The 20,273-nt window shown below is 63.7% G+C and carries 17 protein-coding genes and 1 tRNA gene; 10 read left to right on the top strand and 8 right to left on the bottom strand.

From position 1 onward, the window contains the following. Positions 1 to 36: 36 nt before the first annotated feature. Positions 37 to 124, bottom strand: a tRNA-Ser gene (locus ACT7DK_RS08595). A 492-nt stretch (positions 125 to 616) separates the two neighbouring features. On the opposite strand from ACT7DK_RS08595, the gene rnt reads away from it, so the two are divergent. Next, on the top strand, positions 617 to 1,291 hold the full coding sequence (rnt, locus tag ACT7DK_RS08590; protein ID WP_445398237.1) for a ribonuclease T: 675 nt from the start codon (positions 617 to 619) through the stop codon (positions 1,289 to 1,291). Between the two features lie 27 nt (positions 1,292 to 1,318). On the opposite strand, the gene ACT7DK_RS08585 is transcribed toward rnt, so the two are convergent. From ACT7DK_RS08585 to modF, 3 genes are all read right to left on the bottom strand, one after another. Further along, a complete protein-coding gene (locus tag ACT7DK_RS08585; RefSeq protein ID WP_445398235.1) occupies positions 1,319 to 3,367 on the bottom strand; it encodes a methyl-accepting chemotaxis protein in 2,049 nt (682 codons plus the stop codon). 205 nt (positions 3,368 to 3,572) lie between these two features. Next, complete coding sequence (locus ACT7DK_RS08580) at positions 3,573 to 4,214, bottom strand: cupin domain-containing protein (RefSeq protein ID WP_445398233.1); 642 nt, start codon at positions 4,212 to 4,214, stop codon at positions 3,573 to 3,575. A 66-nt stretch (positions 4,215 to 4,280) separates the two neighbouring features. Next, the gene (gene modF, locus ACT7DK_RS08575; protein WP_445398231.1) at positions 4,281 to 5,756 is read right to left on the bottom strand and encodes a molybdate ABC transporter ATP-binding protein ModF; all 1,476 of its coding nucleotides are present in this window, start codon (positions 5,754 to 5,756) and stop codon (positions 4,281 to 4,283) included. Positions 5,757 to 5,930: 174 nt separating this feature from the next. Here modF and ACT7DK_RS08570 point away from each other — a divergent pair, with 174 nt between their 5' ends. Next, positions 5,931 to 6,176, top strand: a complete 246-nt coding sequence (locus ACT7DK_RS08570) for a TIGR02647 family protein (RefSeq protein ID WP_445398229.1) — start codon at positions 5,931 to 5,933, stop codon at positions 6,174 to 6,176. Positions 6,177 to 6,285: 109 nt separating this feature from the next. Here the strand turns inward: ACT7DK_RS08570 and ACT7DK_RS08565 are convergent, their stop codons facing one another. After that, positions 6,286 to 6,891 (bottom strand): peroxiredoxin C, encoded by a 606-nt coding sequence (locus ACT7DK_RS08565; RefSeq protein ID WP_445398227.1) that lies wholly within the window; start codon positions 6,889 to 6,891, stop codon positions 6,286 to 6,288. A gap of 295 nt (positions 6,892 to 7,186) precedes the next feature. Here ACT7DK_RS08565 and ACT7DK_RS08560 point away from each other — a divergent pair, with 295 nt between their 5' ends. Both ACT7DK_RS08560 and focA read left to right on the top strand, forming a co-directional pair. After that, positions 7,187 to 8,509 (top strand): Na+/H+ antiporter family protein, encoded by a 1,323-nt coding sequence (locus ACT7DK_RS08560; RefSeq protein WP_445398225.1) that lies wholly within the window; start codon positions 7,187 to 7,189, stop codon positions 8,507 to 8,509. A 120-nt stretch (positions 8,510 to 8,629) separates the two neighbouring features. Continuing rightward, the gene (focA, locus tag ACT7DK_RS08555; protein WP_445398223.1) at positions 8,630 to 9,505 is read left to right on the top strand and encodes a formate transporter FocA; all 876 of its coding nucleotides are present in this window, start codon (positions 8,630 to 8,632) and stop codon (positions 9,503 to 9,505) included. Between the two features lie 138 nt (positions 9,506 to 9,643). Here the strand turns inward: focA and ACT7DK_RS08550 are convergent, their stop codons facing one another. Next, on the bottom strand, positions 9,644 to 10,546 hold the full coding sequence (locus tag ACT7DK_RS08550) for a LysR family transcriptional regulator (protein WP_445398221.1): 903 nt from the start codon (positions 10,544 to 10,546) through the stop codon (positions 9,644 to 9,646). Positions 10,547 to 10,849: 303 nt separating this feature from the next. Between ACT7DK_RS08550 and aguB the strand changes: the two genes are divergently transcribed. Continuing rightward, positions 10,850 to 11,740: an N-carbamoylputrescine amidase gene (aguB, locus tag ACT7DK_RS08545; RefSeq protein WP_445398219.1), complete on the top strand. Its 891-nt coding sequence runs from the start codon at positions 10,850 to 10,852 to the stop codon at positions 11,738 to 11,740. Beyond that, a complete protein-coding gene (aguA, locus tag ACT7DK_RS08540) occupies positions 11,740 to 12,810 on the top strand; it encodes an agmatine deiminase (protein WP_445398217.1) in 1,071 nt (356 codons plus the stop codon). The genes aguB and aguA overlap by 1 nt, the downstream gene beginning before the upstream one ends. Positions 12,811 to 12,970: 160 nt before the next feature. Here aguA and solA read toward each other — a convergent pair whose 3' ends face one another. Continuing rightward, positions 12,971 to 14,101: an N-methyl-L-tryptophan oxidase gene (solA, locus tag ACT7DK_RS08535; RefSeq protein ID WP_445398215.1), complete on the bottom strand. Its 1,131-nt coding sequence runs from the start codon at positions 14,099 to 14,101 to the stop codon at positions 12,971 to 12,973. A gap of 85 nt (positions 14,102 to 14,186) precedes the next feature. Here solA and ACT7DK_RS08530 point away from each other — a divergent pair, with 85 nt between their 5' ends. Further along, entirely contained in the window at positions 14,187 to 15,887 is a 1,701-nt protein-coding gene (locus tag ACT7DK_RS08530; protein ID WP_445398213.1) for a histidine kinase, read from the top strand. Positions 15,888 to 16,027: 140 nt separating this feature from the next. Here ACT7DK_RS08530 and ACT7DK_RS08525 read toward each other — a convergent pair whose 3' ends face one another. Next, positions 16,028 to 16,366, bottom strand: a complete 339-nt coding sequence (locus ACT7DK_RS08525) for a Grx4 family monothiol glutaredoxin (protein ID WP_445398211.1) — start codon at positions 16,364 to 16,366, stop codon at positions 16,028 to 16,030. Between the two features lie 560 nt (positions 16,367 to 16,926). Here ACT7DK_RS08525 and sodB point away from each other — a divergent pair. The 3 genes from sodB (at position 16,927) to ACT7DK_RS08510 (ending at position 20,066) form a co-directional block, all read left to right on the top strand. Continuing rightward, the gene (gene sodB, locus ACT7DK_RS08520) at positions 16,927 to 17,508 is read left to right on the top strand and encodes a superoxide dismutase [Fe] (protein WP_445398209.1); all 582 of its coding nucleotides are present in this window, start codon (positions 16,927 to 16,929) and stop codon (positions 17,506 to 17,508) included. Positions 17,509 to 17,643: 135 nt separating this feature from the next. Further along, positions 17,644 to 18,957 carry a 30S ribosomal protein S12 methylthiotransferase RimO gene (rimO, locus tag ACT7DK_RS08515; RefSeq protein ID WP_445402308.1) on the top strand — a complete coding sequence of 438 codons (1,314 nt, stop codon included), beginning with the start codon at positions 17,644 to 17,646 and terminating at the stop codon, positions 18,955 to 18,957. A gap of 257 nt (positions 18,958 to 19,214) precedes the next feature. Then, positions 19,215 to 20,066 (top strand): MurR/RpiR family transcriptional regulator, encoded by an 852-nt coding sequence (locus ACT7DK_RS08510; RefSeq protein ID WP_445398207.1) that lies wholly within the window; start codon positions 19,215 to 19,217, stop codon positions 20,064 to 20,066. Positions 20,067 to 20,273: the final 207 nt, after the last annotated feature.

Here is a 20,273-nt window from a genome sequence, read left to right as displayed (position 1 = left end):
ACGAAAAAAGCCCGCATTGCTGCGGGCTTTTCGATTTGGCGGTGAGGGAGGGATTCGAACCCTCGATACGTTGCCGTATACACACTTTCCAGGCGTGCTCCTTCAGCCACTCGGACACCTCACCAAATTTTTATGCGTTTTTTATCTACGGTGTCTGCTTCACCGGCTTTTTCTCTTCGGATCACCGTCCTCGGGCTGACGCAGCACGCTGCGTGCTTTTTGCCCCGGCTTCGCCTCTTGGCAGCCACTCGGACACCTCACCAAATTTTTATGCGTTTTTTATCTACGGTGTCTGCTTCACCGGCTTTTTCTCTTCGGATCACCGTCCTCGGGCTGACGCAGCACGCTGCGTGTTTTTTGCCCCGGCTTCGCCTCTTGGCAGCCACTCGGACACCTCACCAAATTGTTGAACACTGCAGAGCCTTGCCCTTTCAGCGGGGCGTATAGTAGGCAAGAGCCGACGCCGGCGCAATCTTTTTCTCGCTCCCTCGGTGCGTTTGCACATTATTGCACCAAACCGGGTTCCTCTCGTGCCTGGCCTGCCTTTGCAGGCGATCTCGCCGGGCGACTCTGGCATAATAAGCCCCCCGCTTTTTGAGGCAACCCTAGGACGATAATGACGGCAACAGCAGCATCAACTCAGATTCACGAGCGCTTTCGGGGCTATTTTCCGGTGGTGATCGATGTGGAAACCGGCGGTTTCAACGCCCAGACCGACGCCCTGCTGGAAATTGCCGCCATCACCCTGAAGATGGACAAGAACGGCTGGCTGATCCCGGATCAGACTTACCATTTCCATGTGTCCCCCTTCGAGGGCGCCAACCTGGAGCCTGCCGCCCTCGCCTTCACCGGCATCGACCCCTACAGCGCCCTGCGCGGCGCCGTGACCGAGCACGAGGCCCTGGAGCAGATCTTCAAGGGGGTGCGCAAGGGCATCAAGGCCAACCAGTGCCAGCGGGCCATAGTGGTGGCCCACAACGCCTCCTTCGATCACGGCTTCGTGATGGCGGCGGCGGAGCGGGCGGGCATCAAGCGCAATCCCTTCCACCCCTTCGCCACCTTCGACACCGCCACCCTCGCCGGCCTGGCCCTGGGCCAGACGGTACTGGCCAAGGCCTGCAAGGCGGCAGGCATGAGCTTCGACAACAAGGAAGCCCACAGCGCCCTCTACGATACCCGCAAGACCGCCGAGCTGTTCTGCCTTATCGTCAACCGCTGGAAGGAGCTGGGTGGCTGGCCACTGGGGCCGATGGAAACGCCGGAGTTCAGGGATCCGGGCGCCGACGAATAACCGCCCGGCAAGGCCGGGCGGCAACGCTCACCGCCGTTGCAGGCTCGGTACCCAGCCCGGCTCGTCCTGTACCAGGGAGCCCGGTCGGCCGTCCCCCTCGCCCAGGATAAAGGCCTTGAGGCGGCCATCCAGCTCCACCACCATCTGCGCCATCAGTTCGCTGCCGCGCACCAGCTCGCCGGCACAGCTCTGGGTGTTGTCGTAGCCCTGCTTCATCACCACTATGTTGTGCTGGATATCGTCGGTCACGGTGCGCTGCTCCTCGGTGGCGGTGGCCACCTGCTCGGTCATGGCGTTGACCTGGCCGATTTCCTCGACGATGGCGGTCAGCTGGGCGCCGGCCTCCCGGGCCTCGCCGACGCAGGCCAGGCTGCGGCTGCGTCCCTGCCCCATGGCCTCCACCGCCTGCTCGCTGCCCTGGCGCAGCCGGGTCAGCATGCTCTCTATCTGCTCGGCGGTGCTCTGGGTCTGCAACGCCAGGGAGCGGACCTCTTCCGCCACCACCGCGAAGCCCCGGCCCGACTCGCCGGCCCGGGCCGCCTCGATGGCCGCGTTCAGCGCCAGCAGGTTGGTGCGATCGGAGATCTGCTTGATCACTTCCAGAAAGTTGCTCACCTCCCGGCTGTAGCCCGCCACCTCGACTACCTTGGCCTCACCGTGCTCCAGGGAGGCGGCCACCTGCTCGATGGCGGCTATGGTGCCGTCCACCTTGCGATCACCGTCCGAAGCCCGGGCAATGGTGTGGTTGGCGGCGGAGAAGGTTTCCGAGGCGTGGCGGGCGATCTCGGCCACGGTGGCCGACATTTCGGTGGCGGCGGACACCACCAGATCCACCTGCCCCAGCCCCTTGTCCAGATCCTGCTGGATCAGCTGCAGGGTACTGCGGGTATGGCCGCTGTGGGCCATCAGGTGTTCACAGGTGTCGCGCATCCGGCCGAGCAGGGTGGACAGCTGGCACTGCATGCGGTTGATGGCGTCGGCCAGTTCGCCCAGTTCGTCGCGACTGGCCACCCGCACCGGCTGGCTGAAGTCCTGGCGGTGGGCGATGCGCATGATGCCCGCCTGCAACTCGGCGAATCCCCGACGCAGATCCCGCAGTATCAGGCCGCAGACCAGCAGGGTGAGCAGGGCCGCCGCCAGGCTCAGCACCAGGGCCAGGAAAAAGCTGTTGCGCGCGGCCTGGTAGCCCTGTTCGCCGGTCTGCGCCAGGCTGGCGGCGAACTGGTCTTCGGCCCCCTTGATCGCGTCGATATAACGGCTGGCCAGGCTGAACCAGGCGGAGGCCTCGCCGCTCAGGCTGCCGCCGCCGTGCTGGCGGTGGGCCTGGTCGATGCTGTCCTGCACTTCCCGGGCCAGTGGCGAGCCCTGCAACTGGCCGAACTGGGCTCGCCACTGGGGCTCGGCCAGCACCATGAAACGCTCCAGATAGGCCTGGTGCTGGGCCTCCAGGGCGGCGAAGCGACGGTACAGCTCGGGGCTGAACTGGCCCGCCACCCGGGCTGAACTCAGGCTGGCGCGCAGCAGCCCCAGGCGATCCTTGGCCTGCAGGAAGGCACTGTAGGCGCCGAGGGCGGCGGCCTGGGGCGCATCCGCCGCCAGCGGCACGGCGCCGTCGATCACCGCCAGCAGGGCGGCGATCACCTGGCTGTAGTCATCGACCACCTGGGGCACCGTCAGCTGCTTGCCATCCACCTGCCGGCGCAGGCCCTCGAGCCGGCCCAGTGCCTGCTGCAGGGCCTGGTGGCGGCTGGCGGCCTCCCCCTCGAGCACCAGCTGGCGGCTGCCCTGCTCGAGCCGACGCAGGGCCTGCTCGGTGCGGGCCCGCTGCTCGGCCAGCCTGGCGCCGAACTCCCCGCGGCTGTCGTTGATGCTGCTGGCCGAGAGTCCCCGCTCCGCTTGCAACTGGTGCGCCAACTGGCCGCTTTGCGCCGCCAGCCGGGTGATGGGCACCATGTCGGCCGCATTGGCCATGGTGCGATAGCTCGCCAATGCATAGAGGGAAGCAAACAGGAGCAACGCCGCCAAAGGCAGCAACACCAGTAAGCCGAGCTTGTGGGTGAGTTTGAGTGATGTCATGCAAAGCCTCGTGATACCGCTGAGATAAACAGTGTATCGGCGCCATCCTCGCGGGCTGAAGCGGAGAAACGCAAACAATGCGCCTTCCTCTTTGACTTGGATCAAGCGGGGAGCCTGTCTGCTCGCCATTGCGCCATGGCGGAGCCGGCCGAAGGGGAAAGGTTGCCGGTGCGCGGAGACACCGGCAACGGATGCGACGGCCCGGTCAGGCCGGCAGGTGGCCGGTTCTCACCCAGAGCCGGGTATGGCGGCCCGCTTCCAGCTCGGGCACTGTGCCGGCGGGAAAGCGCAGCCAGCTCAATACCGGATAGGAGAGCGGTCCCTCGGCGAGTTGGCCTTCAAGCACCAGGATTTCCAGCCCGTGCTTGTAACAGCAGGGCGGAAAGCGGCCTCCTTGGGGAAAGTCGAGCAGGCTGGTACTGATCCCATCGTGCTTGTGCAGGGGCAGGCGGCGATAGCCGTGCTCACCGGTGATCCACAGATCCTGCCCGGGCAGCAGCTTGCGTTCGCCCTCGTCGTCGGCGGCGAACTGGTTGAGTTTGACGAAGATGAGGCAGCCCTCACGGCTGAAGGCGCCATGCCGGCTGCCGGGCGGGTGGCGCACGTAGCTGCCGGCGGGGTAGTCGCCCTGCTCATCGGAGAAGGTCCCTTCCAGTACCCAAAATTCCTCACCCCGAGGATGGCTATGCTCGGGGAAGCGGGCCTCCGGTTCAAACCGAACCAGGCTGGTGACATGACCGCTTTCCGCCTGCTCCCGCTCCAGCGGGTAGCGCCATACCCCGGGGGCCGGGGAGGCCTGCCAGCGGGCAGAGTCATAGGGAAGGGCCAGTCGTTGAGAAAAGTCCATATTCAGCATCGGTTAATGTCCCGACAGACAAAGGGGATCCCATCCTCGCCCCGCCCGGGATTGCGGTCAAGTCCCTTGAAGCGCCTCGCTGCGATAAATATGGCCCTCGCCCTCGGGGATAAAGCTCAGCCGGTGGCTGATACAGGCCGGGGCATCTTCTTGGTGGTGGGACACGAACAACAGCTGGGTGCCGCCCTCCGCCACCAGCAGATCGATCCAGCGCTTGACCCAGTGGCGATTGAAGGTATCCAGCCCCTGCAGGGGTTCGTCCAGGATCAGGATGGGCGGGTGCTTGACCATGGCCCGGGCGATCAGCAGCAGCCGCTGCTGGCCGTAGGACAGGTTGCGGAAGGGCTCGTTGGCGAGCCGCTCCAGGCCGAGCAGCACCAGCCACTGCTCGGCCAGGGCCAGTTGGCGGTCGCCGGGCTGCCGGTAGACGCCGATGGAGTCGAAGAAGCCGGACAGGATCACCGAGCGGGGCGTGGCCGTGACCCGGTAGTCCTGCTGCATGCTGGTGCTGACGTAGCCGATGTGCTGCTTGATGTCCCAGATGCTTTCGCCACTGCCCCGGCGACGGCCGAACAGGGTGAGATCGTTGCTGTAGCCCTGGGGATGGTCACCGGTGACCAGGCTCAGCAGGGTGGACTTGCCGGCGCCGTTGGGACCGACGATCTGCCAGTGCTCGCCCGGGTTGACCTGCCAGTTCAGGCCGTCGAGGATGCGCTTGTCACCGTAGCCGACCTTGATGTCCCGCATCAGGATGCGCGGTCCCTGCTCGTCCAGCGTCCGCCGTACCGCGTCCGGATCTGCCGGCGGCAGGCGCTGGCCCGCCTGCTCCATGGCCGCCAGGTGGGTCAGTTGCAGCAGCTCGGCCGAGGCCGCCACCTCGGCACGAGGGCCGGCCAGGCCCAGTTCGCATTCCGCCACCAGGCCGAGCCGGTCGGCAAAGTCGGGGATCTCCTCGAAGCGGTTGAGGATCAGCACCAGGCTCTGTCCCGCCGCCACCAGCTCTTCCAGCAGCCGCATCAGGCCGGCATGGGCGGTCACGTCCAGGCCGTCGAAAGGCTCGTCCAGGATCAGCAGCGCCGGCTCCCGCAGCAGGGCGCGGCACAGCAGCACCTTGCGGGTTTCCCCGGTGGAGAGGTACTTGAAGCCGCGCTCCAGCAGTCCGCCGATGCCGAAGCGCTCGGCCAGCGACGCCAGCCGCGCCTCGTCGCCGCCCCCCTCCAGGATGATCTGGCGGGCGCTGTGGCCCTGATCCTCGTAGTCGAGCAGATCGCTCTCGTCCTCATCCCGCTCCCGGTCGGCCAGTTGCTGAAGCTGTTCGAACGACACCCACTCGATGCGTCCGAAACCGTTGTCGGCCTCGCCTTCCAGCAGCCTGAGTTCGCCGGCCAGGGCCCGGGCCAGGGCGGTCTTGCCGCTGCCGTTGGCGCCGACGAAGCTCCAGCACTGCCCCGCCTCGAGCTCGAGGTGGCGGATGGTCAAACGATGACGTTCGCTGATGGCGAAACGGGCGTCTCTGATGTGGATGGCGGTCATGCGCGGCTGAGTCCTTCTCGGTTGGTCGGCAAAGGGACATCATCGGTAAGCCGCCGACGTGATGCAAGAGACAAAATCGACTCCCTGAAACCGGATTTGTGAGCCAGCACCCAACCCGCGGCGGCGGAACAGGCTAAGGTCCGGGAGTCACCCACCCTCCCCTGAGGAGCATTTATGCGTTACAACCAGGCATTGATGGACGAGTTGAACCTGTTGCTGCATTTCGATCTCGACACCACCCAGCAAGGCATCAAGGTGCATCACGATGCGGATCCGGCGGTAATTGCCGCCGCCGCCCGGCTGCACGACAAGGGCCTGATCACCCTGCGGGACGGCGGCTATCTCACCGAGCTGGGGCGGGAAGCCAACGAACATGCACAAGCCATGCTGAACCTGTTACGGGAAAGCACTACCGCCTGACAGGTCCCGGCCTTTCATCCCGGTCATTGCATCAATGACTGTTTCCCACAATAAAAAAATGCCGGCATCCCGTGCCGGCATTCTGAGGCGATAAACGCAGTAGGGAGTATTACAGGCCCTCGGCGTGCTCCGCCAGGTACTTGGCCACGCCGTCCGCAGAGGCCTGCATGCCTTGCTTGCCCTTTTCCCACTGGGCCGGACACACTTCGCCGTGCTCTTCGTGGAATTGCAGGGCATCGACCATACGCAGCATTTCGTCGATATTGCGGCCCAGCGGCAGATCGTTCACCACCTGGTGACGCACCACCCCGTTGGCGTCGATCAGGAAGGAGCCGCGGAAGGCGACACCGGCTTCCGGGTGCTCCACGTCGTAGGCCTTGCAGATCTCGTGCTTGACGTCGGCGACCAGCGGGTATTTCACCTGGCCGATACCGCCCTTGTCCACCGGAGTGTTGCGCCAGGCGTTATGGCTGAACTGGGAGTCGATGGACACGCCGATCACTTCCACGCCACGCTTCTGGAACTCTTCAAAACGGCGATCGAAGGCAATCAGCTCGGACGGGCACACGAAGGTGAAGTCCAGCGGGTAGAAGAACACCACGGCGGCTTTGCCCTCGGTGAACTCTTTCAGGTTGAAGTTATCAACGATTTCGCCATTACCCAGTACAGCTGCAGCAGTAAAGTCGGGGGCCGGGCGGCCTACCAATACGCTCATGTCTATCTCCTTGGTGTTTACAATAATGGGTTTCCAGGAAACCACGCAGTTCGACTACACAGTATATGGGCGACCAGCGGCAAACCCAAGGGCGCGCGGGCCGGTTGTGTAAAGTTGCGGCAGTGCCCATGACACCGGCGGATGGAATGATGCCAATTCTCTGTACAAATGGCTCCAGGTAGCAGGATCGGCAACAGAAGACGATGCTGAGCCAAATAATGCTCGACATCCCGGGCTGAATTTGCAAACTAGCCCCCTTCGCTTTTCCGTTCACCAAATCCTGTAAGGACAGTCCATGAATCCTGTTGTCGTTGCCGTCTGCCTGATGCTGGCCCTGAGCCTGATGCGCATCAACGTGGTGGTGGCCCTCACCCTCAGCGCCCTGGTGGGCGGCATGGTCGCCGGCCTGCCCCTGACCGAGGCGGTCGATATCTTCGCCGGCGGCCTGGGGGGCGGTGCCACCATCGCCCTGAGTTATGCCATGCTGGGCGCCTTTGCCGTGGCCATCGCCCGCTCCGGCATCACCGACCTGCTCGCGCTCAAGGTGATCCGCACCCTGGGCCAGGAGGCCAGCCCCGGCCGCCTGCTGTGGGTCAAGGCGCTGCTGCTCGCCGCCATCCTGCTGGTGGCCATTTCCTCGCAGAACCTGATCCCGGTGCACATCGCCTTCATCCCCATCCTGATCCCGCCGCTGCTGCACGTGATGGCCCGGCTCCGGCTGGACAGACGCGCCGTGGCCTGCGTGCTGACCTTCGGCCTGACCGCCACCTACATGCTGCTGCCGATCGGCTTTGGCGGCATCTTCCTCAACAACATCCTGCTGGCCAACCTGGTGGAAAACGGGGTGGCGGCCGACAAGGCCATGCTGCCCACCGCCATGGCCATTCCCGTGGGCGGCATGCTGCTCGGCCTGCTGGTGGCGCTGTTCATCAGTTACCGCCGGCCCCGCGACTACGACGAAGACAAGATAGTGGCGGTGGAGCCCGAGCATGTCCGCATCAACTATGTGCATGTGGCCATCGCCCTGGTGGCCATCGTCGTGGCCCTGGGCCTGCAGCTCTACAGCGACTCCATCATCCTCGGCGCCATGGCCGGCTTTATCATCTTCACCCTGGGCGGAGTGATCAAGTTCAGGGAAAGCCAGGACGCCTTCACCCAGGGGGTGAAGATGATGTCGCTGATCGGTTTTATCATGATTGCCGCCGCCGGCTTCGCCGCCGTGATCAAGGCCACCGACGGCGTGAGCTCGCTGGTACAAACGGTGGACATGCTGATCGGGGATAACAAATCCCTGGCCGCCCTGTTGATGCTGGTGGTGGGCCTGCTGATCACCATGGGCATCGGTTCGTCCTTTTCCACCATTCCGATCATCGCGCCCATCTACGTGCCCCTGTGCATCGCGCTCGGCTTTTCGCCGCTGGCCACGGTCGCCATCATCGGCACCGCCGGCGCCCTGGGCGATGCGGGCTCGCCGGCCTCGGACTCGACCCTGGGCCCGACCTCTGGCCTGAACGCGGATGGCCAGCACGACCATATCTGGGACTCGGTGGTGCCCACCTTCCTGCACTACAACCTGCCGCTGATCGCCTTCGGCTGGCTGGCCGCCGTCATCCTCTGAACGAGGGACAACTCACGCCCGGTGCCAGGGACGGCACCGCCTCGCCATCGCTGATCCATATCAATCTTCCCTGCCACCATTTGGTTAGAATAAAACAACATTCTCAGCCCGATGGTCACCATGATGAAACCGGATAACCAACCGTTCGACGCCATACTCCCCCCGGCAATGGCCGAAAAGGCCGAGGAAGTGGGGGTGTACAAGGCAACCAAGCATCCGTTGCAATCTTTCATTCTGGCGATCACCGCCGGAGTCTTTATCTCCATCGCCTTCGTGTTCTATATCACGGTGACCACCGGCGCCGGCGGCCTGCCCTGGGGCATGGCCCGTTTCGTCGGCGGCATCGCCTTCAGCCTGGGGCTGATCCTGGTGGTGATCTGCGGCGGCGAGCTGTTCACCTCCAGCGTGCTCACCACCGTCGCCCGGGCCAGCCGGCGCATCAGTTGGGCCCAACTGGGTCGCAATTGGGCCATCGTCTACCTGGGCAACCTGGGCGGCGCCCTGCTGTTCGTGCTGCTGATCTGGCTGGCCGGCCAGCACCTGGCCGCCGATGGCGCCTGGGGCATCAATACCCTGATCATCGCCCGGCACAAGCTGCACCACGGCTTTGTGCAGGCGGTGGCCTTAGGCGTACTGTGCAACCTGATGGTGTGCCTGGCGGTGTGGATGACGTTTTCCTGCCGCAGCAATACCGACAAGGTGCTGGTGATGCTGCTGCCGATCTCGATGTTCGTGGCCAGCGGCTTCGAGCACAGCATCGCCAACCTCTTTGTCGTGCCCCTGGCCATCGCCATCCTGAACTTCGCCGGCCCCGAATTCTGGGCCCTGACCGGCGCCCTGCCCGCCGATTTTACTGACCTGACCCTGACCAACTTCCTGCTGCGCAACCTGCTGCCGGTCACCCTCGGCAATATCATCGGCGGCGGCGTGCTGGTGGGACTGACCTACTGGCTGCTCTACCTGCGCCCGAGTGCGGGGGGTGAAACGGCCCATTGATACAGGCGACCGGACCCAGAGTTCCGGTGGGCCACAGTCGTAGGGTTGAATTTATTCGACCGAACCCCGACGCCGTTGGCAGGGTGGTCCGTTGAAACGGACCCTACGGCAGGCCCGGCGTAACCGGCGCCCTGCGGGTCAGATCAGGCTACGCAGCAGGACACGCAGCCACTGCAGCGCCGGCTGGCGATCGTGCAGCGGATGCCAGACGCAGTTGAGGTGGTAGGCGGGCGCGTCCCCCGGCAGCGCCACCATCCGCAGCGGCCAGGCGTCGGCCAGCATCATCGCCACCTTGCGGGGCAGCACCAGCAGATGGTCGCTCTGGCCGACGATGGCCGCCGCCGACATGTAGCTCTGACTGTTGACCGAGATGGTGCGCTTGCGCCCCTGCCCCGCCAGCCAGCGATCGACGATGGACTCGCGGGTACCGAGCGGCGAGTGGAACACATGGGGCAAGCCGGTGAGCTGTTCCAGACTGAGCCGCTCCCCCACCGTGGGGTGTTCCCGGCTGACCACCCCGGCCAGCGGCTCGGTCAGCCAGGTTTCGGTACGCAGCGAGCCGGGCACCTGCATGTACTCGTCGAACCCCAGCACCAGATCCACCTCGCCGTTGGCCAGGGCCCCCTCGGGCAGGCGATCGCGCAATATTTCTATCTCGATGCGCACCCCGGGCGCCTGCGTCTTCAGCCGGCGGATCAGCGGCGGCACCAGCACGCACTCCACATAGTCGGTGGTGCTGAGCACAAAGCGCCGGCCGGAGGTGGCGGGGTCGAAGCGTTCCTCCCGCCCCAGTTCCTGTTCCAGCAGCCCCAGGGCCTGGCGCACCGCCCGGTGCAGGGCCTCGGCCCGCGCCGTGGGCACCATGCCGGTGGCACTGCGCACCAGCAGGGGATCTTCGAAGAACTGGCGCAGCCGGTTGAGGGCGTGACTCATGGCCGGCTGGCTGATAAAGCACTGCTCCGCCGCCCGGGTGACGTTGCGCTGGATCATCAAGGCATCGAAGGCGAGCAACAGGTTGAGATCGAGCTGGTGCAGCTTCATCAAATATTCACCATAAGAATAAACTGATTAATACTATTCATTTGATGGATGGTAAGGCAAGAGTCACACTGAAGCCTGAAGATTCGGATGGCTGATGGATAGCACCTCGGCAGTCAACGCCAGGTCCCGGGAAGAGGCCAAAGGGAACTGCTCCGCCGACCGTTGGCGCCAGGGATGGCGCCGTCGAGCCCCCAGGGATGGGTTTACGGCGAGTCGGCGGAGTTGGCCCTTTGGCCGACTGGCAGAGGCATGACACTTTCTATCGGCTTCAGACACTAACCCCTCATTATCAAGGAGTTCACCATGGCAATGGTTACCGTGGCCGCCACCCAGATGGCCTGCAGCTGGGACAAAGAAGAGAACATCGCCCGCGCCGAGCAGCTGGTGCGCCAGGCCGCCGCTCAGGGTGCCCAGATCATCCTGATCCAGGAACTGTTTGAAACTCCCTATTTCTGCATCGACCAGAGCCCCGAGCACTTCGCCCTGGCCCAGGAAGTGGACAACAGCCCGTTGATCCGCCACTTCCAGGCCCTGGCCCAGGAGCTGGAGGTGGTGCTGCCGCTCAGCTTCTTCGAGCGCGCCGGCTACGCCCACTACAACTCCCTGGTGGTGATCGACGCCGACGGCAGCCTGCTGGATGTCTATCGCAAGACCCATATTCCCAACGGCCCGGCCTACCAGGAGAAGCAGTTCTTCACCCCCGGCGACACCGGCTTCAAGGTGTGGCAGACCCGCTACGCCAAGATCGGCGTGGGCATCTGCTGGGATCAGTGGTTCCCGGAAACCGCCCGCAGCCTGGCGCTGATGGGCGCCGAACTCATTTTCTTCCCCACCGCCATCGGCTCCGAGCCCGCCTACCCGGAGATCGACAGCCAGCCCCACTGGACCCGCACCCAGCAGGGCCACGCCGCCGCCAACCTGGTGCCGGTGATCGCCTCCAACCGCATCGGCACCGAGCAGAGCAAGTACATCGACGGCCTGGAGATGACCTTCTACGGCTCTTCCTTTATCGCCGACCAGTTCGGCGAGCTGGTGCAACAGGCGGACAAGACCTCCGAGTGCGTGCTGGTGCACAGCTTCGATCTGGACGCCATCGCCAAGACCCGCATCAGCTGGGGCCTGTTCCGCGACCGCCGCCCGGCCATGTACCAGGCGCTGATGACCTCCGACGGCAAGACCCCGGGAGGCCGCTGATGGAACAGCTGAACGGCTTTTATATGCCCGCCGAATGGGCGCCCCAGCAGGCGGTGTGGATGATCTGGCCGCACCGGCCGGACAACTGGCGCGAGCAGGGCGCCCCGGCCCAGGCCACCTTCGCCCGGGTGGCCGAGGCCATCGCCGCCGCCACCCCCGTCTACATGGCGGTGCCGGCAAAGGAGATGGACAAGGCCCGGACGGTGATGCCGCCCCAGGTCACGCTGGTGGCCATCGAAAGCGACGACGCCTGGGCCCGGGACACGGGCCCGACCCTGGTGGTGAACGGCAAGGGCGGGGCCGTCGGCATCGACTGGCGCTTCAACGCCTGGGGCGGCCATGAGGGCGGCCTCTACCACCCCTGGGACCAGGATCAGGCCATGGCCCGGGCCATGCTGGCGGTACACGGGCTGCCGGCGGTGGCCAGCCCGCTGGTGCTCGAAGGCGGTTCCATCCACGTGGACGGCGAAGGCACCCTGCTCACCACCGCCGAGTGCCTGCTGAACCCCAACCGCAACCCCCACCTGAGCCAGGCGGACATAGAGCAGCACCTGAGGGAAACCCTGGGCGTCAGCCACTTTATCTGGCTGCCGGAAGGGGTCTATATGGACGAGACCGACGGCCATATCGACAACATGGCCTGTTTCGCCCGCCCCGGCGAGGTACTGCTGCACTGGTGCGAGGATGAAAGCGATCCCCAGCATGCCCGCAGCCGGGCGGCGCTGGCGGTGCTGGAGCAGGCGGAGGACGCCAGGGGCCGCAAGCTCAAGGTGTGGAAGCTGCCCCAGCCCGGCCCGCTGTATGTGACCGAGGAGGAAGCCGCCGGGGTGCAAAGCGGCGCCGCCGTACCCCGGCTGGCCGGCGAGCGGCTGGCGGGCTCCTACGTGAACTTCCTGATCAGCAACCGGCGGCTGGTGTTCCCGCTGCTGGACGAGCGCACCGACGGCGAGGCCCAACGGCTGCTGGAGACCATCTTCCCTGAGCTGGAAGTAGTGGGTGTGCCGGCGCGGGAGATCCTGCTCGGCGGCGGCAATATCCACTGCATCACCCAGCAGATCCCGGCGGTATAAAGCCCGGGATTGGCCGATACGGCCGGGGCGCAGGCGGCCCGCCTGCATTCCCGCGCAGTGGGAAACCTGAACGTCCCCTTTGACGGACGAGCCTTCGGTGCCGTAGGGCCCACTTCGGCGGGCCCTACGCTATGGTCGGTCGAATACATTCGGCAGGCCCTTACCCGAACCGGGTCAGGCGGAAGGGCGCCAGATCGAAGCCGGGATCGCCGTCCAGCATCCAGTGGGCGAACAACTCGCCCAGCACGCCGGCGAACTTGAAACCGTGGCCCGAGCAGGCGCTGGCGAAAAACAGCTGCTCGTGTTCCGGATGCCGATCCAGGATAAAGTCCTCATCCGGGGTGCGGATATAGTGACAGGCCTTGCCCTCGATGAAACTCCCCACCTGCGGCAGATACGCCTGCACAACGGCATCCAGCTCCGCCCTGTCCTCTTCAAAAGCGCCAAACGGCACCAGAGGCTCGCCCGGGGCCAGGGGTTGGCCACCGTCGTGGCGACCCAGCTTGAAGCCGGCGCCGTCCAGGGTCGGAAAGCCGTAGTAGATGCCTTCGGCCAGATCGGCGGAGAAACCGGGAAAGCGGCCGGGGCCCATGGCCTGCTCGTCGGCCCGGTACCAGGCGAAGGTCTTGCGCACCCGGGTCAACGGCAGCGTCAGCCCCAGGCCGGCGAGCAGGCGGGCGCTATGCTGGCCGGCGCAGATCAGCGCCCTGTCCGCTCCCAGTTCCCCCTGGCCGGTTTTGGCGATGACCCGCCCCTCGCTGTCGATACGCAGGGCCCGCACGGCGCTGTGCTCGAGCAGCCGGGCGCCCGCCCGTTCGGCCAGGCGACGCCAGGCCAGTAGCGCCCGTTCGCAATAGAGCACGCCGGCCTCTGGCTCGAAGGCACCGGCCTGCCCCACCGGCAGTCGCCAGGTGGGCCAGCGGCGGGCGATCTCGTTCCTTTCTACTTGCTCCAGCGCCAGGCCGTACTCCCGGGCGCTGGCCGCCACCTGACGGATAAAAGGGCTGTCGTCCCGCCCCAGGTTCAGCACGCCGCAGGGCAGCAGCAGCGACTCGCCGCTCTCGGCCTCCAACTCCTGCCAGAGCCGGCGGGCGCGCAGCAGTAAGGGGACGTAGCGGGCGCCCTCGCCGTAGGCATAACGGATCAGCCGGGTGCTGCCATGGTGCGAGCCCAGGGCATGGGGCGGCGCCCCCTCGTCCAGCAAAACGACCCGGGCCCCCTGCCGGGCCAACTGGTAGCCTGCGGCCAGACCTACCGAACCTGCGCCGATCACCATTACATCCGCCTTCATATCATCCCCGCATCAGGCACAGACCCGTGGCGGGCCTGGCCAATTCTTTGTAAGCTGCGCCAAATCCTATCGGAACCATTATGCCATGTCATCGATCCCCTTCTCCCGCTCCCTGCTGACCCGCCTCACCCTGCTGATGCTGACCCTGGTGCTGCTGGCCCTGGTCAGCCTGGCGGCCTCGGCCTGGTTGTCCGACAAGAGCAAAGGCCGGGCCTATGTGATCAACAAGGCCGGCTCGCTCAGGATGCAGAGCTATCGCCTGCTCAGCCGGGTCCCGCTGCAGGATGATGGCGATCTGCTGATGCTGGAACGGGATCTGCGAGATCCGGTACTGGTGCGGGTGCTGGAGAGTGACGCCCTCAGTCAGGAACATCGGCAGCTGCAGCGGCAATGGCAGCAGCTCAGGATAAGCCTGCAGCAGGCCGAAGCGCGCGAACCGGTCAGCGGACAGGTAGCCGCCTTCGTCGACGCCATCGACCGTCTGGTGGTCCAGCTCGAGCAGAATACCGAGGCCAGCCTGCAACGCCAGAGCTGGCTGCAGTTCATGGTGATGCTGGCCATGTTGCTGATTTTGGTGGCGGCGGTGATCTACCTGCACCAGCGCCTGCTCACTCCCCTGCGTCGCCTGCTGCTGGTGGCCCGGGCCGTGGGCCAGGGGGATTTCGCCTGCCGCAGCGGCATCGGCGGCGACGATGAAATGGCGGTGTTGGCCGACACCATGGACACCATGAACCAGCAGCTGTCCGAGCTTTATGGCCAGTTGGAAGAAAAGGTGGAGCAGCAGACCCGGGCCCTGGTGCGCTCCAACCAGACCCTGAGCACTCTCTACGATACCCAGCGCGAGCTGCAGGGGGTGGAGCCCCTCTATCAGCGCCTGCCCGGCCTGCTGAACCGGCTGGAGCAACTCACCCCCCTGCGCCAGATCTGCATCCACCTCTACGAAGGCGACGACGACAACGCCTTCGACGAGCTCACCGCCTGCTCCGACGGCGACGCGCCACGTGACCAGCCCAACTATCGCTGGCCGCTGCAGGACGGCAGCGGCCACTACGGCCAGGTACTCGCCTACTGCCCGCCGGACCAGGCACTGAGTGACGAACAGCAACAGCTGCTGGCCAGCATCTTCGATCAGTTCACCACGGCGCTGGCCCTGGACCGGCGCCAACACCAGCACCAGCAGCTGCAACTGATGGAGGAAAGGGCGACCATCGCCCGCGAGCTGCACGATTCCCTGGCCCAGGCCCTCACCTACCTCAAGCTGCAGGTCAGCTATGTGCAACTGCAGCTGCCCAATCCCAGTCCCGAAGTGGCCTCGGGGCTGGACGAGATGCGCGAAGGACTGAACAACGCCTACCGCCAGTTGCGGGAGCTGCTCACCACCTTCCGCCTCAAGCTGGACAAGCCGGGCCTCTATGCCGCCCTGAGCGACACCCTGGCCGAATTCGGCCGCCGCATGGGCTTTGCCATCGACTTCGAGTACCGTATCTCCCCCCATAGGTTGAGCCCCAACCAAACCATTCATCTGGTACAGATCACCCGCGAGGCCCTGCACAATGTGTTCAAGCACGCTCACGCCAGCCAGGTGGCGGTCCGGGTCTGGCAGCAGGACGACGAGATCCACCTGTCGGTGGAGGACAACGGCACCGGCATCGACACCGACGCGGATCAGGGTCAGCACTATGGGCTCAAGATCATGCAGGACAGGGCCGCCAGCCTGGGTGGCACCCTGCGCATCGGTTCCGCTGACGGGGGCGGCACCCTGCTGGAAGTGTGTTTCAGGCCCTGAGGCGTGAGGCGTGAGGCGTGAGGCGTGAGGCGTGAAAATATAGGCGGCCAAGCCGACAATGCCAGCGCCGGCCGGATATCAGCCGACAACCGGCATCGTTACGCTTCGCCCTTCACGCCTCTGCCTGGCGCCGGGCTGGGTTATGCCTGTTCGGGGCGGGGATGGCGGGTGGCGGTATCCTTGATCAGAGACTGCAGTTCGCCCTGCTGGAACATCTCGATGATGATGTCGCAGCCACCGATCAACTCCCCTTCCACCCACAGCTGGGGAAAGGTCGGCCAGTTGGCGTACTTGGGCAGCTCGGCGCGGATATCGGGATTTTGCAGGATATCCACATAGGCGAAAGGCTCGCCGCAGTTCATCAGCGCCTGGGAGGCCTGGGCGGAAAAGCCGCAGCTGGGAAACTTGGGTGAACCTTTCATATACAGCAGGATGGGGTTTTCGCTGATCTGGGTTTTGATTTTTTCAATGGTGTCCATAACCACCTCGGACGGCGTTGTCGTTAAAAAAGGCTATTCTACTTTATCCCTCTGCGGTCACAAGAGCGAGGACACATAAATCGGTATCTGCAAGGCAATAAAAGTCCCGCTGAATACCGGGCAGGCTGCTGACAAAGCTTTGGGCTTACTTATGACAGGCACCATGCCAAAATAGGCGGACAAAGGGAACCGCTTCCGACCCTCCACGCCAGGGCCGGAAAATGCTCCAGCCGTTCGGCATTCCCGCCATTCCTGGCAGTCAGAGGCGCGGCGGAGCCTCCATGGACGGATTCACGGCGTGTCGGCGGGGCTGGCCCTTTGGCCGGCTTATGCAGTCATGACAACGACTTTGTCATCAAGCTGCCAGCGAATACCGGGGCATTATCCCCTTACAAAAGCTGTTGTTGTTTCGCCATCCGGCAAACTGTTACAATCCTTTCAGCAATTTAGCGGTTTGCGGCTATGCTCAGACTGGAGTCGTTTCCGCCATGGAAAGAAAACAACAAGCAGCAATGTCTCGGCCAGCCCCGGCTGGCACAATCAAAATGGAGAAGATAACAATGGCATTTGAACTTCCCGCACTGCCTTACGCCAAAAATGCTCTGGAACCCCATATCTCCCAGGAAACCCTGGAATACCACTACGGCAAGCACCACAACACCTATGTGGTCAACCTGAACAACCTGGTTCCCGGCACCGAGTTCGAAGGCAAATCCCTGGAAGACATCATCAAGACCTCTTCCGGCGGCATCTTCAACAACGCCGCCCAGGTGTGGAACCACACCTTCTACTGGCACTGCCTGTCCCCCAACGGTGGCGGCGAGCCGACCGGTGCCCTGGCCGACGCCATCACGGCTGCCTTCGGCTCCTTCGATGCCTTCAAGGAAGAGTTCACCAAGTCCTGCGTGACCAACTTCGGCTCCGGCTGGACCTGGCTGGTGAAGAAGGCCGACGGCTCCGTGGGCATCGTCAACACCTCCAACGCCGGCTGCCCGCTGACCGAGGGTCTTGCCCCGCTGCTGACCTGTGACGTCTGGGAGCACGCCTACTACATCGACTACCGCAACGTACGTCCCGACTATGTGAAAGCCTTCTGGGCCCTGGTCAACTGGGACTTCGTGGCAGAAAACTTCGCCAAGTAAGTTTTTGTCAGTTGAAAACACCCCGGCCTTCCGGGGTGTTTTTGTTGCTGGCTCTTTTTTCATCAGCCGGCTTGGGTGTAAAATGCGCCCTCTTTCGTTTCTATCCTCTTTCAAAGTGAGTCAAGTCAAGTGAGTATGTCTGTCCCCCGTATCGGCTTCGTGTCCCTCGGTTGCCCGAAAAACCTGGTCGACTCCGAGCGTATCCTGACCCAGCTGCGTATCGAAGGCTACGACGTGGTGCCTTCCTACGATGATGCCGATCTGGTGATCGTCAATACTTGCGGCTTTATCGACAGCGCCGTGCAGGAATCCCTCGAGGCGGTGGGCGAAGCCCTGAGCGAAAATGGCAAGGTCATCGTCACCGGCTGCCTGGGCGCCAAGGAAGATCAAATTCGCGAAGTACACCCCAAGGTGCTGGAGATCACCGGCCCCCACTCCTACGAGCAGGTGCTGAACCATGTGCACAAGTACGTGCCGCGCCCGGAATACAACCCCTTCGTCAGCCTGGTGCCCGAGCAGGGCGTCAAGCTTACCCCCAAGCATTTCGCCTACCTGAAGATTTCCGAAGGCTGCAATCACAAGTGCACCTTCTGCATCATCCCCTCCATGCGCGGCGATCTGGACAGCCGTCCCATCGGCGAGGTACTGAGTGAGGCCCGCCGCCTGGTGGACGCCGGGGTGAAGGAGCTGCTGGTGATCTCTCAGGACACCTCCGCCTACGGGGTGGACGTCAAGCACAAGACCGGCTTTGCCGATGGCATGCCGGTCAAGACCCACATCCAGGCCCTGTGCGAAGAGCTTGGCAAGATGGGCGTCTGGGTTCGGCTGCACTATGTCTACCCCTACCCGCACGTGGACGATCTGATCCCGCTGATGCGCGACGGCAAGATACTGCCCTACCTGGATATCCCGCTGCAGCACGCCAGCCCGCGTATCCTGAAACTGATGAAGCGCCCGGGAGCGGTGGAGCGCACCCTGGAACGCATCCGCAGCTGGCGCGAGATCTGCCCCGAGATCACCATCCGCTCCACCTTTATCGTCGGCTTCCCGGGCGAGACCGAGGAAGACTTTCAGCTGCTGCTCGATTTTATCGAGCAAGCCGAGCTGGATCGAGTCGGCTGCTTCACCTACAGCCCGGTGGAAGGCGCCCGTGCCAACGAGCTGGCGGATCCGGTGCCGGAAGAAGTCAAACAGGAGCGCTTCGAGCGCTTTATGGCATTGCAGCAGGAGATCTCCACCCGCAAGCTGGCACAGAAGGTGGGCAGGGTCATCGAGGTACTGATCGACGAGGTGGACGAAGAAGGTGCCATCGGCCGCTCCAGCGCCGACGCCCCGGAAATCGACGGCCTGGTCTACCTCAACGGCGAGACCGGCCTCAAACCCGGCGAACTGGTGAAGGTCACCGTCACCCACTCCGACGAATACGATCTCTGGGGCGAACTGCTCTAAGTACCCGCAGCTCCTGGCAAAAAGCCCCGCACGCGGGGCTTTTTTACATCTCCACAGAATGACCCATTCATTTCATTTGTTATTAAGCAACACCATTATTGGCTTATTTTTCTTCTTTCGAGTAATTTTTTTAGAGTTCAGTCATACTTTGGTATGGGGATACTCTTAACGCAATCGATTGTCCTGTATAGTGTATCCACTTATGTTACGCAGCCCAGGGTTGTTCCTGGCCCGTCCCATCGAGCCCGGTAGTCCAGATGAATACATTGGAAAAAATTACAAAAAATATAGATAGTTTCAGCAAGTCTGAAAGGAAAGTGGCGGAAGTGATCCTGGCTTCGCCGCAAACCGCCATCCATTCCAGCATCGCCGCCCTGGCCAAGCTGGCGGACGTGAGCGAGCCGACCGTCAATCGTTTCTGCCGCCGGCTCGACACCAAGGGTTTCCCCGACTTCAAGCTGCATCTGGCCCAGAGCCTGGCCAACGGCACTCCCTACGTGAACCGCCATGTGGAGGAAGACGACGGCCCTGAGTCCTATACCGCCAAGATCTTCGAATCCAGCATGGCCTGCCTGGACTCGGCCCGGCACAGTCTTGACCCGCAGGCGGTCAACCGTTGCGTGGATATCCTGACCCAGGCCAAGAAGCTGTCCTTCTTCGGCCTGGGCGCCTCTTCCGCCGTGGCCCACGACGCCATGAACAAGTTCTTCCGCTTCAACGTGCCGGTGCTGTGCTTCGACGACGTGGTGATGATGCGCATGAGCTGCATCAGTAGCTCCGAAGGCGATGTGGTGGTGCTGATCTCCCACACCGGCCGTACCAAGGCGCTGGTGGAAATCGCCCAGCTCGCCCGCCAGAACGACGCCATCGTCATCGGCCTCACCGCCAAGGACTCCCCCCTGGCCCGGGAGTGCACCATGGTGTTGTCGATGGACGTGCCGGAAGACACCGATGTCTACCTGCCAATGGCTTCCCGCCTGGCGCAGATGGTGCTGATCGACGTGCTCGCCACCGGTTTCATCCTGCGCCGCGGCAGCAAGTTTCGGGAAAACCTGAGGAAAGTTAAGGAAGGGATAAAAAATTCACGATTTGATAACCCTCACCTTTGATTTTGATCAAATGGCCGGCAAATACCGGCCATTTTTGTGACCCAGTCTACACTTTGGTCCCGACATCGGTTATTATCGGTAACAATTTACAAAACCAAGGATGCAGCGTCAGGCCGTGAGCAAGCCATTCATCACCCACCGAGAGCCCATGACGGCTCGATTGGCGAACCCAAGACTCCCGTCTGCAGACATCCGTTGTTCGTCCCC

It is taken from the genome of Zobellella sp. An-6 (assembly GCF_052487945.1).
This window is presented reverse-complemented; position numbering and strand designations above follow the sequence as displayed.